This window comes from Adhaeribacter sp. (assembly GCF_057359045.1).
Genome location: NZ_JBMQUD010000066.1, coordinates 62,130 through 75,810, shown reverse-complemented (window position 1 = coordinate 75,810; position 13,681 = coordinate 62,130). Strand labels below are relative to the sequence as shown.

Sequence of the window (13,681 nt, the reverse complement as noted above, 5' to 3'; positions counted from 1 at the left end):
TGGCTTATTGTATGAAATGCACGTTTTTAGAGTTGAGAAAGGAAGCCAAACCCGGGTGTATGAATCTTCGGTTTACTACAATGAAGGCAGAATTATTCAGATAAATACCAGCTACGCCGACCATTACCGGTTTGAATACAACGAACAAGGCAATGCCACCAAAACCTTCTATAAGCCTTCTACCCGGCCAGAATATTTAGTAGAAGAATATACCAGCTACAACGATAAAGTGCAGGACACCCCTACGGATGTGGCATTTATGGCACGAAATATATTCTTTGGCTTACGCGGTCGTAATTTTAGCCGCAACCAGGTTACTGCTTATAAAGTGTACAACGAAGATGGCAGCTTAAAAGCAGATTATGCTATTAACCGGGAATTTAATGCTGAAGGTAAAATTCAGAAAAAGGTAACTACAGTAACCAGCAACGGTGCCACCACCAGCACTACTTTAGAAACCGAATATCCAGTTTGTCCATAATTTATTGAGTTGGTGCCGGTTTTGTAAATAGCCTGACGCCTAAATTAAATTGCCCGAGTCAGTTCTGGTTCGGGCAATTTAAACCAAACCGGCCACACCAGTTTATTTAATATTCTAAAATTTAAGCTACTTAATTGATTCTATTTTTACATTAACCCTTAGGTTATTAGCACCTAAAACTGATTAATTATCTATTCTTTTGTGCTTACCTAATTATTATATATCCCAATGATACGGTTAAAAAATATTGATTATACCAAATACGCGCCGGTGCAACTGCGGGGCAACGAAACTTATTTTATTTACACAGTAGACAAACACGAAGGTTTTGATGAGGCCGGAGATGAATATTATTTTTATTGTCATCCTTTAACCCAGGACGGTGAAGCTAACTTTAATCGCTCGGTATTGCTTTCTAAAAAGTGTATTAAGCCTATACCTATCCGTTTATCGAGCCGGCGCTAGCCGCCTTGCCCCACGCCCAACCAAGGTAATTTCTTAAACCTAGTTGCTTAGTAGTCATTTCCGAAATAGTACAGATGTTACCAATCGCCATTAAACAACTGTTAGGTAAGATTTTACTGTTTGTACAAACCGGGTATAAAACAAGGTTAATTCTGCCCAATTATTGCTTTTAATTAATTCTGCCGGAAACAAACTACTCCCCATGCCTACTCCTTTGGCTCCGGCTTTAAAAAATTCCAGGCAATTACTACCTGTAATACCACCAGTTGGTAATAACTGCAAATAATTTAAAGGCGCTAATATTTCTTTAATATACTCGGGCCCTAGCTTGCCGGCCGGAAAAACTTTTACCATGGTTGCCCCTAAATGCCAGGCTTCGTAAATTTCGGTGGGGGTATAAGCTCCCGGAAAGATGGGCACCTGGGCCTGTACACAAGCTTTTACTACTTCTTTATTCAGAACAGGGGTAACAATAAATTGCGCGCCGGCGACCAAAGCTTTTTCTAAATCAGGTAAGTTACAAACCGTACCAGCTCCAATATTTAACCGGTTACCGTAGTGGGTTTGCAACCACGTAATACTACTTACCGCCTGCGGCGAATTCATGGTTACTTCTAAATTGGTTAAGCCCGCATTTGCATAAGCGGCAGTTATGGGCTCCAGCAACTCCTGATGTAAGTTACGCATAATGCCAATTACAGGCAATTTATGAAACAACTCTCCCGAAAATGTGCTTTTCATGTAAGGTATTTTAGTTGGGTTAAAATCTGGTATTGTCCCCGAATAACGGCTTCATCGGCTAATTGCGGAGCGTAAAGGTGTACTTTTTGCGGGAGTTCTAAAAGCCGGAGCGCCTGGGCATAAGGTTTATGCAAGTTTTCACCGCCACATAAATAAATCTCGGCCGAGGTTTTTCTTAAATCTTGTAGTTCCAGCCCAATGAGTAGGCCGCTTAAATAGTGTAAATTTTCGTTGGGGGTAAATTTGCGGAATAAATCATTCGTCCGGACCCGAAACGCCAGTTGCAATAAATTGCCAGCGTGGGCTGCCTCCAAACCCGCTTTAAAACTTTCAGCTACTACGGTTTCGCTTAATTCTGCGTTTTCGGATACCGAAGTTCTTAAAATACTTTGCTTAGTTAAGAGCGCAAAGAATTCGCCGGTCATGTAGGTATTAAACCCGAGGGCCAGCTTTTGGCGTACCCAAATGTGCTTAGAATGGGTTCCCGGAAAAATATATACCTGTTCGGTATTGGTATCGGGCGTTTGTTGAGCAAACCCGATAAGCTGTGTTTCTTCGCCCCGCATTACATCGTTGGTAGTACAAACACCCGAAATCAGGTACAAATCGTTTGGAAAATCAGCCGAAGCCGGAATTAATTCAGTTTTCAGGCCTGTGCCATCGAGAGCAAAAGGTACAGGCTGGTAAGGCAACTCCCGCATACCTATGGTTGAGGAGGCCATACCCGAAACCAATAAGGGAATACCAGCCAGCGCTATAGAATTTTGTTTTTCTAGCTGTTGCAACTGGGCTTTAATTACTTCCTGGTAAAAGCGCAGGCGATTGGGGCTTTGCTCCGGACTGGCTGCCTGCCAGTTGGCATAAGTCTGGTTAATGCCTCCCGCTGAGCTTAGTTGCGCTGCTACCTTTAAAGACGGCACTTCTATTAATCTTAACCTGAATGCTGTAGTGCCCCAGTCCAGGCTCAGAAAATTTATCATGGGTGTTTACGTAAATAATTGCCTGCACTTTCAGGCGGCAAATAACGTTAAATTTAACTATTTGCTAAAGTAAAAGTGCTCAATGGTTTATTATAGTGGTATAGCCATTTTGTTACTATTATAAATCTTTTTTCCGGAAAAAAGAGTAATAACCAATATTATGGCCGCCTTTACCTTAGCGTAAAGTTAGCCTTAAAGCAACAACAGAAATCTAAACTTATAATGTAAACTTATGAACTCATATCCGCCAAAACCAGAAAATGTGCGTGCACCTGAGCACCTGAGCCAGAACGAAATCAGAAAAAGCCTGGAGGAGTTGGATGGCAAAATTAAAATATTACAGGCTAGGGCTCATGCCACCACCGTAGACTCTAACCACACGTACCACGAACACATTGCCGCTTTAGAACGCAAACGGAGCTTAATTGCCGACAAACTAAACGCCTCGGGCAACGATACCGATACCAACAGCAGCACCTGGACTGATATTAAAAATGGCATTGATAGCCTAACTAATGATATAAAAAAGATTTGGGAATAAAAAATTTCATTAAGAAAACAAAAGCCGGCCGATTTGCCGGTTTTTTGTTTTAAGACTAAGCGAAATTTAAACCGCCCAGGTTCCTAAAAATTAACCTGGTTAATGCACAACACCTCCACATCGGATTCCGCCCCAAAGCATTTTTTACTCTGTTGTTGTGGAGCTGTATACATTTACATAATAAGGGTAAACATTAGATACAAAATCCTTTGAAATACTAATGCTGATAGAACACCTCCTAAAGCAGCCATTTAAGATGGATTAAATACATAATTAATTTTATTTTCTAGCGAACAGTTCAACTCATATTTGGTATTACAAGCACGTCTAATATTTTCCTTTCTTACCTGATAATGCCAATTTGCTTATAAAGCAATTTTAACGCTTTACATATTCCGGTAATTGTTCAACGGAGTTTAAAAAATAAAGTGTTTATCTATACCTATTATTTAGAGGATGCTGGAATAGTTAAAATCTACCTGCCTACTAAGCTGTAAAAAACAAATTTATTTAAATTAAATTACAACAATTATATATTAAGTTTTTCATATATTTACGTAAATTTGAAGACGGTTAAAAATTTAAATCTTTTTTATTAATAATCTTCGGAAATTTATTCTTAATTTAAGAAAAGTACTTCTATATAGGTGCAACTAATTTTAGCCTCAACGGTATCAAAGATAAATAATTGGATTAGATTTAAACAAATCTTTGCTGGTTAAACCCTTCGTTTTGTTTAAATTGCGAGCTAGTATGTATTAATATTTATATTTCTTCTTCTTGAATAGAACACTTTTACTTCTACTGTTTTTATTTCTTTCTTTACTTAGTTCTGCCGGCGTGTTAGATAACCCTCCCCGGCCAACTCCGCCTAAAGTAAAGCCCAATACCCTTATATTTAAACTTAAGCCCCCCTACCAAGTACTGGGGCGCAGTTCTGGGCAAAGCTTGCAACAAATACTCGCTCCTACAGCTCCGCACACAAAGCTTTTGCAAAAGTTTCCGCAAGCAGTTAGTAAACCTAACCTTAAACCGGGCGAAGTGGATTTAAGCTTATTTTATGAACTGCAGTTTGCCCCACCTTTTACCTTTACCAAGCTAAAAGGACTTTTACTTAGCAGTGGCTTGGTAGAGTACGTAGAGCCAGTTTATATTCCGGAAATATTGCACCAACCCAACGATCCGCTGGCCGATTCGCTTAACGGTGCCCAGTATTACCTCCGCAACATGAAAGCTTTTAAAGGCTGGGATATTCAGAAAGGTGATTCTTCGGTAGTTATTGCAATTTTAGATACCGGCATCCGGCTAAGCCACCAGGATTTAAAAACCAAAATTAAATATAATTACAACGACCCCATTAACGGCATCGACGACGACCAGGACGGTTACGTCGATAATTTTTACGGCTGGGATTTGGGTGATAACGACAACAACCCCAGTGCCGACAAAGATGCCCACGGCGTATTGGTAGCAGGTATTGCCGCGGGTGCCACCAATAATGGCGTTGGGGTGGCTGGTGTAGGTTATAATTGTAAAATATTGCCCGTAAAAGTTTTTAACTCAACTTCTAAAGGAAGCTTTGCCGGCTACGAGGGAATTGTGTACGCGGCCGACCACGGGGCGCACGTTATTAATTTATCGTGGGGTTCGCCGGGCCAGCGTTCGGCTTACGAACAAGACCTAATTAACTATGCGGCCATTAATAAAAACGTGGTAGTAGTTGCTGCCGGGGGCAATACTGCCGCCGACTTAGATTTTTACCCCGCATCTTACGACAACGTCCTTTCTGTTTCGTCGGTCGATGGCAACGATAACCGGTTTTTTGCACATACTTACAGCAACAAAATAGACATACTGGCAGTAGGCGTAAACGCATGGACTACCGGCGGCTTAAATGATACCCATTATACTTCTGGCTATGGTACCTCTTTTGCTTCGCCTATAATAGCTGGCTGTGCTGCCCTGGTCCGGAAACAGTTTCCTAATTACACGGCTTTGCAAGTGGCCGAACAGCTACGGATTACAGCCGATGATATTTATAACTTACCCGGAAATACTCCTTTTAAAGAGCGATTGGGCCGGGGCCGGGTTAACCTGTACCGGGCACTCACCGAAACCAATAGCAAAGCCGTAAGAAATACCAACAATACCTATAGTAAGGGTAATAGCCTTTTCCCGGGCGATACCTTAAAAATTACCGGTACCTTTACCAATTTCCTGGTTCCTACCAATAATTTACAGGTTACTTTATCCTGCACCTCGCCGTATGTTACCATTTTGCAGGATAATTTTAATGCCGGGGCCTTAGGCACTCTGGCATCTGCCACCAACACGGCACAACCTTTTAAAATTTATATTAGCCCTAACATACCGCTTAATTCGGTTATAAACTTCCGGTACGGCTTTTCGGATGGAACTTATACCGATTACCAATATTTTAAAGTAGCTGCCAATCCTGATTTTGTAACCATTAATATTAACAACTTAGGTGTAACAGTAACCAGTAAGGGAAACATTGGTTATAACGGCTTAAACTACGAACAAGGCAACGGGGTATTTTATAAAGATGATAGTCCTTTGCTATCGGAAGGCGGTCTGATGATTGGAACCATGCCCAGCCGGGTCTCCGACAATATCCGAAACGAAAATTATGAATCGGATAATAATTTTACCCAACTCTCAGTAGTGCAATATTTACCCGAACCAACTTTTGCCGATGTAGCGGCCCACGGGGTCATGCAAGATTCTTTCCCGTCGACGAATGCGGCGGGGGTGCGGGTATCGCATTGGGCTTATGCCTGGAAAAATGCCCCCAACCATAAGTTTGTTATTCTGGAATATAAAATTACGAATAATACATTAAGCCCATTTAATAATTTGTATGCCGGTATGTTTACCGACTGGGATGTAGACGGCGCTTTCCGGAATGTTGCCGACTGGGATTCAGTAAACAGCATGGGCTACGTGTATAATGTAGACCGGCGCAACCTATATATTGGGGTAAAACTGCTTTCTAACGTACCTGCAACCCATTATGCCATCGATAACTTGTACGGGCCGCAGGAAAATATTTCGTTAACCGATGGCTTTAGCAACGCTAAAAAATACCGGGCACTTTCGAACCCCATTAGCAAAAACAAAAAAGCGGGTTTAAATGGAGCGGGTAACGACGTATCGGACGTTACTGGAGCTAAATTGCCCAACCTAGCCCCCGGCGAAAGCACCACGATAGCATTTGCCATTGTGGCCGGCGATAGCTTTACTGAATTACAAGCCAACGCAGCCGCAGCCCAAACCCGGTTTAGCCAGGTAAAAACCGGACCATTGCCAATAGCTTTAAACGATACCATCTGCCCGGGTTCCCATGCAGTTATTCTCCCGGAAAATGGCAATAACTTTAAATTTTATGCCGATGCTACCCGCCAAACTTTATTGGGTAGTGGCCGTGGTTATAAAACCCCGATCTTGAAAAAGAAAACCACTTATTATGTAAGTAATATCGATTCGGTTTACGAAAGCGCAGTAGTACCCTGGCATATAGAGGTAGAAAAATCAAATGTTAATTTTAGCTTTAGCCCTAATCCGGTATCACCGGGCGTTAACGGACAGGTAAGCTTTACCGATTATACCCCAAATGCAGTTAGCTGGCACTGGTATTTTGGCGATAAAGGCGAAAGCACCGCTAAAAACCCGACCGTTAAATACCGCGAAGCCGGTAGCTACACGGTAAAATTAGTTACTACCAACCTGAAGGGCTGTACAGATTCACTTACCAAAGTAGTTAAAATAGATTATTTGGCGTACAACAATAATTGGCAGCAGGCAGGTATTAAGGTTTATCCAAATCCTACGTCAGAAAATTTAAATATTGATATACCAGCTAATGTAAATCTAAGCAACGGCGCAACCTTAGAAGTAGTAAATGTATTAGGGGGCGTTGTAAAACAGCAGGCAATTACTAAAAATGGTTTATACAATTTGCGACTAAATGGCCTGGCTAAAGGCATGTACCTACTACAAATACAAGGCATAGACGGAGTCTTTCGTCAGAAATTCCAATATTTATATTAACCTGCAACCTATCTGTTCTGGTTAAATATTTTGGTTAGTGCAGCGCAGGTTAAGTAAAATCAGTAGATTCTGATGCAGCAAAACCTATTAATACCGACCTGTACTAACATCCTTCTCTGCCAGAAGAACGTTCTGCTGTCATCCTGTAAGGAACTATTGTTTAGAAAGAAAAGTAGGTAATAAAAGTAATTACTAGACTTTCCTGTAATACCTTTTAGCCAAATGCCATACTAAGTACCTATAAATATGGTAAAAGATTATTTCTATTGGTGTAATAATTTTCAGTAGTCTCTAATCCTTAGTGTGTTGTATATAATTAAAAGCTAAGGAAACCCAGCAGATTTTATAACAGGTTTAAACAAATTAAGGGCGTTAGTACCTACTGCATTATACCGCTACTTGCATCCTAAATATTTCTAACAGGTAAAAAAAAAAGCGGCGGCTTCTATAAATAGAAGCCGCCGCTTTTTTATGTTAAATTATAGGCTTAGGCCTGCTGAATAAACCCTTCGCTGGCTTTTCTGGCACTCTCAATACGAATCAGGTTAAGCGCTGAACCGGCTTTAAACCAGGCAATCTGTCCTTCGTTATACGTATGGTTCGCCTCAAAAGAATAGCTAGAGCCATCAGCGTGGTGCAATACTACTTGTAAAGATTTGCCCGGTGCAAAATCAAGCAAGCCCACGATGTCGATTATATCGTCTTCCAAAATTTCGTTATAATCGGCTTTATTCGTAAAGGTTAAGGCCAACATACCTTGTTTTTTCAGGTTGGTTTCGTGGATACGGGCAAAAGATTTTACCAGTACTACTTTCACGCCTAAATGCCGGGGCTCCATGGCCGCGTGTTCCCGCGAAGAACCTTCGCCGTAGTTTTCGTCGCCGACTACTATAGAACCAATTCCGGCTGCTTTGTAAGCACGGGCCACTACAGGAACTTCCTGGTAAGGCGTACCTTGGATGGCCTGGTTTTTAACACTATTGGCTTCACCGTTAAAAGCATTGATGGCGCCAATTAGCATATTATTAGAAATATTATCCAGGTGACCCCGGTATTTCAGCCACGGACCAGCCATAGATATATGGTCGGTAGTACATTTACCCTGCGCTTTAATGAGTAAACGTAAACCTTTCAGGTCGCTGCCGCTCCAAGGCTGGAACGGGTCTAATAATTGTAAACGGTCTGATTTAGGATCAACAATCACTTCTACGCTATTGCCATCGGTGGCGGGTGCTACATAACCGGCATCTTCTACGGCAAAACCATTCGGCGGTAATTCTACGCCCCGTGGTTCATCTAACCGTACCGCTTCACCAGCTTTGTTAACCAAGGTATCGGTTAAAGGGTTAAACGTTAAATCACCGGCAATGGCAAAAGCGGTAACAATTTCGGGCGAAGCCACAAAAGCGTGCGTATTGGGGTTACCGTCGTTACGTTTGGCAAAATTCCGGTTAAACGACGTAATAATAGAGTTGCGGCGACGAGGGTCGTCGGTATGGCGTGCCCACTGACCAATACACGGTCCGCAAGCATTGGCCAATACAACGCCACCCATTTCGGCAAAAGTATCTAATAAACCATCGCGTTGCACCGTGTAGCGTACTAATTCAGAACCAGGGGTTACAGTAAATTCGGCGTTTACAGCTAAACCTTTTTCTACGGCCTGGTTAGCAATCGATGCTGCGCGGGTAATATCTTCGTAAGAAGAGTTGGTACAAGAACCAATTAAACCTACTTCTAATTTAGCCGGCCAATCGTGTTCTTTTACAGCTGCCGCAAACTGCGAAATAGGCCAGGCAGCATCGGGAGTAAATGGTCCGTTTACGTGTGGCTCCAGTTCCGATAAATTTATTTCGATTAACTGATCGTAATACGCTTCCGGATTTTGGTAAACCTCATCATCGGCCCGTAAATGCTCGGCAATGCCATCGGCTAAATCTGCAATATCAGCTCTTTCGGTTCCTACCAGGTAGTCACGCATTTTACCATCGTAGGCAAACACCGAAGTAGTAGCACCAATTTCGGCACCCATATTACAAATGGTAGCTTTGCCCGTACAAGACATGCTGTTGGCACCTTCGCCAAAATATTCAACAATAGCGCCGGTACCGCCTTTAACAGTTAAGATACCCGCTACTTTCAGAATAACATCTTTGGGAGCAGTCCAGCCACTCATTTTACCGGTTAATTTAACCCCGATAATTTTCGGAAATTTCAATTCCCAGGCCATACCGGCCATTACGTCTACAGCATCAGCCCCACCTACGCCAATCGCAATCATACCTAAACCACCAGCATTAGGCGTATGGGAGTCGGTACCAATCATCATACCACCGGGGAAAGCATAGTTTTCTAAAACTACCTGGTGAATAATACCAGCTCCGGGTTTCCAGAAACCAATACCGTATTTATTTGAAACCGAAGCCAGGAAATCATAAACTTCTTTGTTTTCGGTAGTAGCAATTTCTAAATCTTCGTTGGCACCATCGCGGGCCTGAATCAGGTGGTCGCAGTGTACGGTAGAAGGTACCGATGCCTGGGGTTTACCCGCCTGCATAAATTGTAATAAGGCCATTTGGGCAGTAGCATCTTGCATAGCTACCCGGTCCGGTGCAAAATCTACGTAAGATTTGCCGCGCTCAAAAGCTTCGGAAGCTTTGCCGTTGTACAAATGCGCGTAAAGGATTTTTTCAGTTTGTGTAAGTGGTCGGCCTACAGCCTGGCGGGCAGCGGCGATGCGCTCCCCTAATCCGGCGTAAACCGCCTTAATCATATCTATATCAAATGCCATGTTTATTGGTTTTTGAAGTTATCTATTTAATTTATGGTCACCTGCTCCTGAACAGAACGGGCTATATAAATTTGCGCAAATATATATAACCTGTTATTAAACTACTATTTAATCGTAAACCTATTTTACTATTTAAAATAAAAACAAATAAGATTTACAAAAAAATATACCCCAAGAACTTATTTGGTCCGGAGGTTATTCATGTTGGTACCGTCTAGTTCGTCGGTATCCAGTTCGTCTTCGGCAGCTACATTGCCGGCTTCCCGTACGCCTTCGTAAGTTGTATCCAACTCATCAGTCGCCTGGGGCGTATCCAAGCTCGCATCAGTACCGGGCAGTTCCTTGCTTTCGTCGGCGTTGGTTATTTTATCGGGCTCAATGGGGTTAGGTGTGGGTGAATTTTCCATATCTAGTTTTATTTTAATTATTTACTATAATACCCTTACAAAAAATCTTAGTTGCCCAGGGTAAATAAAAGCTAATTCTACCTAAATAGTAGACATTTGTATAAACTAAACGCTTTCTTTTTTACTTTTGTATTTACATTTTGTTTAAAACTACTCTTAGATATTTATTTTTTGCGTTTATGTCTGGTTTAAAAGCTTATATATATTGGAGTACAGCATTACTAACGCTTGTAATTTTAATTACCACCAGCTGCAAATCTCCCAAAAACAAAACCCTTAAGCCAGGTATCTGGCGCGGGGTGCTTACCATATCTAACCAGGAGTTGCCATTTTTAATGCAGGTAGAAACCACCGACTCAGGTAAAACGGTGGCTTACCTGCGCAACGGCGAAGAAAAAATTTTACTGGACGATATTACCATTGCCGGCGATTCGGTAAAAATTCCTCTTCACATTTTTGATGCGGATTTAAAAGCCCATATAAATGATCAGGAAGATGGCCTGAAGGGTAAATGGATCCGGTATAACCTGCCCGAACCATACGAGGTAAATTTTAGCGCCAAATTAGGTCAGGATTATCGTTTCTCCCGTAATCCGGCACCGGCAACTCAAAACTTTAGCGGTAAATGGGATGTACTTTTTAAATATTCCGACGGCACCGAAGAAAAAGCCATTGGTGTTTTTGAACAGGACCAAAATAAATTAAAAGGCACATTTTTAAGTACCACCGGTGATTACCGTTACCTCGATGGCGAAGTAGCCGGCGACGAACTGCGGTTATCGACATTTGATGGTTACCATGCGTACTTATTTAAAGCCCACCCCAATAAGAACGGCGAACTGACCGGTAAATATTACTCGGGCAAAAGCGGTTTTAGCACCTGGACCGCCGTACGCAACCCACAAGCCCAATTACCACCCGCCGATACCCTAACATATTTAAAAGAAGGTTACGAAAAGTTAGATTTCAGCTTTCCGGATTTAACCGGCAAAAAAGTTTCGCTCTCCGATCCGCAGTTTAAAGGCAAAGTGGTAGTGGTACAACTTATGGGTTCCTGGTGCCCCAACTGCATGGACGAAACAGCTTTTCTGGTACCTTTTTATAACCAGAATAAAAACCGAGGCTTCGAAATTATTGGTTTAGGCTATGAACAAAGCCCCGAATACGAGAAAGCCAAACAACGCCTTCTACGTCTAAAAGAACGATTTGGCATAAATTACCCTTTACTGGTTGCTGGTACCAACGATAAAGCCGCTGCCGCCCAAACGTTGCCCATGCTTAACCATGTACTGGCTTTTCCTACTACTATTTTTATTGATAAAAAAGGGGATGTACGGAAAATCCATACGGGTTTTTCCGGTCCGGGCACCGGGCACTATTACGAGGAGTTTGTGCGTGATTTTGAGAGTACTATAAATAAATTACTGCGGGAATAACTAAAGGTAAGATAGAAAAATACGTGCGGGAAAATAAAGAAACAGCTAAATTCAGGCTAATACAGTTCGCAATTCGATTGGTGGAAAGAATCGGTGGCGGGCATCATAGTGGCCTCTTGCACCATTAACCCAGTCGTTTTTTCCTGCTCCAGAGAAACTAACTTTGGTGAGCTACCAGGTGCTTTATCTTCTAATTGCGTGGTGCAAGTTATTATAAAATAGACTATTAAAAATACGAGTCTTTTTGGAAAAGCTGGTTCTTTAGTTAGTTGGTAGCTGGTCATACGAGTAGTTGGTGTTAAATAATAATTTAAAATTACTATATAATACTACCATTGTAAAGGACAATATACCCCCAAAAGTAACAGCCTATTTTTTGGTTATAACACCTTTAAACCACGATTAAAACCCTTATAGCAGTTAAAACAGCAAATTACTTGTGCTTAAACTATTCAATAGTAACAAAAAGACGCTTTTGCACCTTTCAAATATTATGTAACCCAAATATATAATAAACAGCAGAGCACAAACATCAATAATGAGAATCAAGTATTTAGGCAGGCAAGTGGGTAATTTAACAAAATAGCGGGGTTTATAGCATTAGTCATACCTAAACCGGGCAATAACGCTGAATAAAACGACTTTTGATACAGGTAATTTTTATTAGAAAAAATATTATTTTTCCCGGTCGATGGTGTAAGAAATAAGTTGTTCTAAAGAGGTGCGTGAGGGTGATGGCGAAAAGGTACGGAGAATCTGGAGGGCTTCTTCGGCGTAGGTATTCATTTGGTTAATAGCGTAATCTAAGCCACCCGATTTTTTAACAAAATCGATTACTTTAGCTACTACTTCATTTTTGCCGTTGTTGTTCTTTACGTTGTAAATCATCTGGCGCCGGGTCAGCCAATCGGTTTGCTGCAACGCATAAATAAGCGGCAAAGTCATTTTCTTTTCCTTAATATCTATGCCCACGGGCTTACCAATTTCAGCGGTGCCGTAATCAAATAAATCGTCTTTAATCTGGAAAGCAATGCCTACTTTCTCGCCGAACAAGCGGGCTTTTTCAATGGTTTCGGCATCGGCTCCCGCCGAGGAAGCACCAACTGCACAACAGGAAGCAATTAAAGACGCGGTTTTCTGGCGAATTATATCAAAGTAAATATTTTCGGTAATATCCAGGCGCCGGGCTTTTTCTATCTGCAACAACTCGCCCTCGCTCATTTCCTGCACCGCATTCGATACTATTTTCAGAAGTTCAAAGTCGTTGTTTTGCAAGGAAAGCAGTAAACCTTTAGATAAAAGGTAATCGCCAACAAGTACCGCAATTTTATTTTTCCAGAGGGCATTAACCGAAAAAAATCCGCGCCGGTAATTAGCATCGTCTACCACATCATCGTGCACCAGGGTAGCCGTGTGCAACAACTCAATTAAAGCCGCCCCGCGGTAAGTAGCTTCCGAAATACCCTGCCCAAAAAGTTTCGCCGAAAAAAACACAAACATAGGCCGCATTTGCTTGCCTTTGCGCTTTACAATGTAGCTCATGATTTTATCAAGGAGCAATACTTTTGATTGCATCGAAAGCCGGAATTTCTTTTCGAATTCCGCCATCTCGGTTGCAATGGGGGCTTGTATATCTTTTAGGGTTACGCGCATGTCCGGGGACGCAATATTACGAGGTCAGACATTCGAATCCAAACGGATTTTCAGGTTCATGGTATTTTACGAACAGTTTCTATTTTATTTATAACCGGCTAACTACGGGTCCGGT

10 protein-coding genes are annotated in these 13,681 nt (G+C 41.9%); 5 read left to right on the top strand and 5 right to left on the bottom strand.

What is annotated here, in order from left to right; translation table 11 throughout:
• A partial coding sequence (locus tag ACO1R6_RS10845) for a hypothetical protein (RefSeq protein WP_486264656.1) occupies positions 1-481 on the top strand: 481 nt, incomplete at its 5' end.
• 228 nt (positions 482-709) lie between these two features.
• Positions 710-946, top strand: coding sequence for a hypothetical protein (locus tag ACO1R6_RS10840; protein ID WP_486264654.1), 237 nt, complete (start codon positions 710-712; stop codon positions 944-946).
• A gap of 90 nt (positions 947-1,036) precedes the next feature.
• Here ACO1R6_RS10840 and ACO1R6_RS10835 read toward each other — a convergent pair whose 3' ends face one another.
• Complete coding sequence (locus ACO1R6_RS10835; protein WP_486264652.1) at positions 1,037-1,687, bottom strand: bifunctional 4-hydroxy-2-oxoglutarate aldolase/2-dehydro-3-deoxy-phosphogluconate aldolase; 651 nt, start codon at positions 1,685-1,687, stop codon at positions 1,037-1,039.
• Positions 1,684-2,667, bottom strand: coding sequence for a 2-dehydro-3-deoxygalactonokinase (locus tag ACO1R6_RS10830; protein ID WP_486264650.1), 984 nt, complete (start codon positions 2,665-2,667; stop codon positions 1,684-1,686). Before ACO1R6_RS10830 ends, ACO1R6_RS10835 begins: the two co-directional genes overlap by 4 nt.
• 232 nt (positions 2,668-2,899) lie before the next feature.
• Here ACO1R6_RS10830 and ACO1R6_RS10825 point away from each other — a divergent pair, with 232 nt between their 5' ends.
• Together ACO1R6_RS10825 and ACO1R6_RS10820 are read left to right on the top strand one after the other, a co-directional pair.
• Complete coding sequence (locus ACO1R6_RS10825; protein WP_486264649.1) at positions 2,900-3,208, top strand: sll1863 family stress response protein; 309 nt, start codon at positions 2,900-2,902, stop codon at positions 3,206-3,208.
• Between the two features lie 1,041 nt (positions 3,209-4,249).
• Complete coding sequence (locus ACO1R6_RS10820) at positions 4,250-7,279, top strand: S8 family serine peptidase (protein WP_486264647.1); 3,030 nt, start codon at positions 4,250-4,252, stop codon at positions 7,277-7,279.
• Positions 7,280-7,766: 487 nt separating this feature from the next.
• Here ACO1R6_RS10820 and ACO1R6_RS10815 read toward each other — a convergent pair whose 3' ends face one another.
• Together ACO1R6_RS10815 and ACO1R6_RS10810 are read right to left on the bottom strand one after the other, a co-directional pair.
• Positions 7,767-10,070 carry an aconitate hydratase gene (locus tag ACO1R6_RS10815; protein ID WP_486264645.1) on the bottom strand — a complete coding sequence of 768 codons (2,304 nt, stop codon included), beginning with the start codon at positions 10,068-10,070 and terminating at the stop codon, positions 7,767-7,769.
• Positions 10,071-10,249: 179 nt separating this feature from the next.
• Positions 10,250-10,477, bottom strand: coding sequence for a hypothetical protein (locus ACO1R6_RS10810; RefSeq protein ID WP_486264643.1), 228 nt, complete (start codon positions 10,475-10,477; stop codon positions 10,250-10,252).
• Between the two features lie 179 nt (positions 10,478-10,656).
• Here ACO1R6_RS10810 and ACO1R6_RS10805 point away from each other — a divergent pair, with 179 nt between their 5' ends.
• On the top strand, positions 10,657-11,913 hold the full coding sequence (locus ACO1R6_RS10805; RefSeq protein WP_486264641.1) for a peroxiredoxin family protein: 1,257 nt from the start codon (positions 10,657-10,659) through the stop codon (positions 11,911-11,913).
• Between the two features lie 675 nt (positions 11,914-12,588).
• Here the strand turns inward: ACO1R6_RS10805 and ACO1R6_RS10800 are convergent.
• A complete protein-coding gene (locus ACO1R6_RS10800; RefSeq protein ID WP_486264639.1) occupies positions 12,589-13,566 on the bottom strand; it encodes a polyprenyl synthetase family protein in 978 nt (325 codons plus the stop codon).
• Between the last annotated feature and the right edge of the window lie 115 nt (positions 13,567-13,681).

Bases quoted from the DNA above. Each gene is read 5' to 3' on its own strand.
- ACO1R6_RS10840 (WP_486264654.1), top strand. From the start codon at position 710: ATGATACGGTTAAAAAATATTGATTATACCAAATACGCGCCGGTGCAA.
- ACO1R6_RS10835 (WP_486264652.1), bottom strand. From the start codon at position 1,687: ATGAAAAGCACATTTTCGGGAGAGTTGTTTCATAAATTGCCTGTAATT.
- ACO1R6_RS10830 (WP_486264650.1), bottom strand. From the start codon at position 2,667: ATGATAAATTTTCTGAGCCTGGACTGGGGCACTACAGCATTCAGGTTA.
- ACO1R6_RS10825 (WP_486264649.1), top strand. From the start codon at position 2,900: ATGAACTCATATCCGCCAAAACCAGAAAATGTGCGTGCACCTGAGCAC.
- ACO1R6_RS10815 (WP_486264645.1), bottom strand. From the start codon at position 10,070: ATGGCATTTGATATAGATATGATTAAGGCGGTTTACGCCGGATTAGGG.
- ACO1R6_RS10810 (WP_486264643.1), bottom strand. From the start codon at position 10,477: ATGGAAAATTCACCCACACCTAACCCCATTGAGCCCGATAAAATAACC.
- ACO1R6_RS10805 (WP_486264641.1), top strand. From the start codon at position 10,657: ATGTCTGGTTTAAAAGCTTATATATATTGGAGTACAGCATTACTAACG.
- ACO1R6_RS10800 (WP_486264639.1), bottom strand. From the start codon at position 13,566: ATGCGCGTAACCCTAAAAGATATACAAGCCCCCATTGCAACCGAGATG.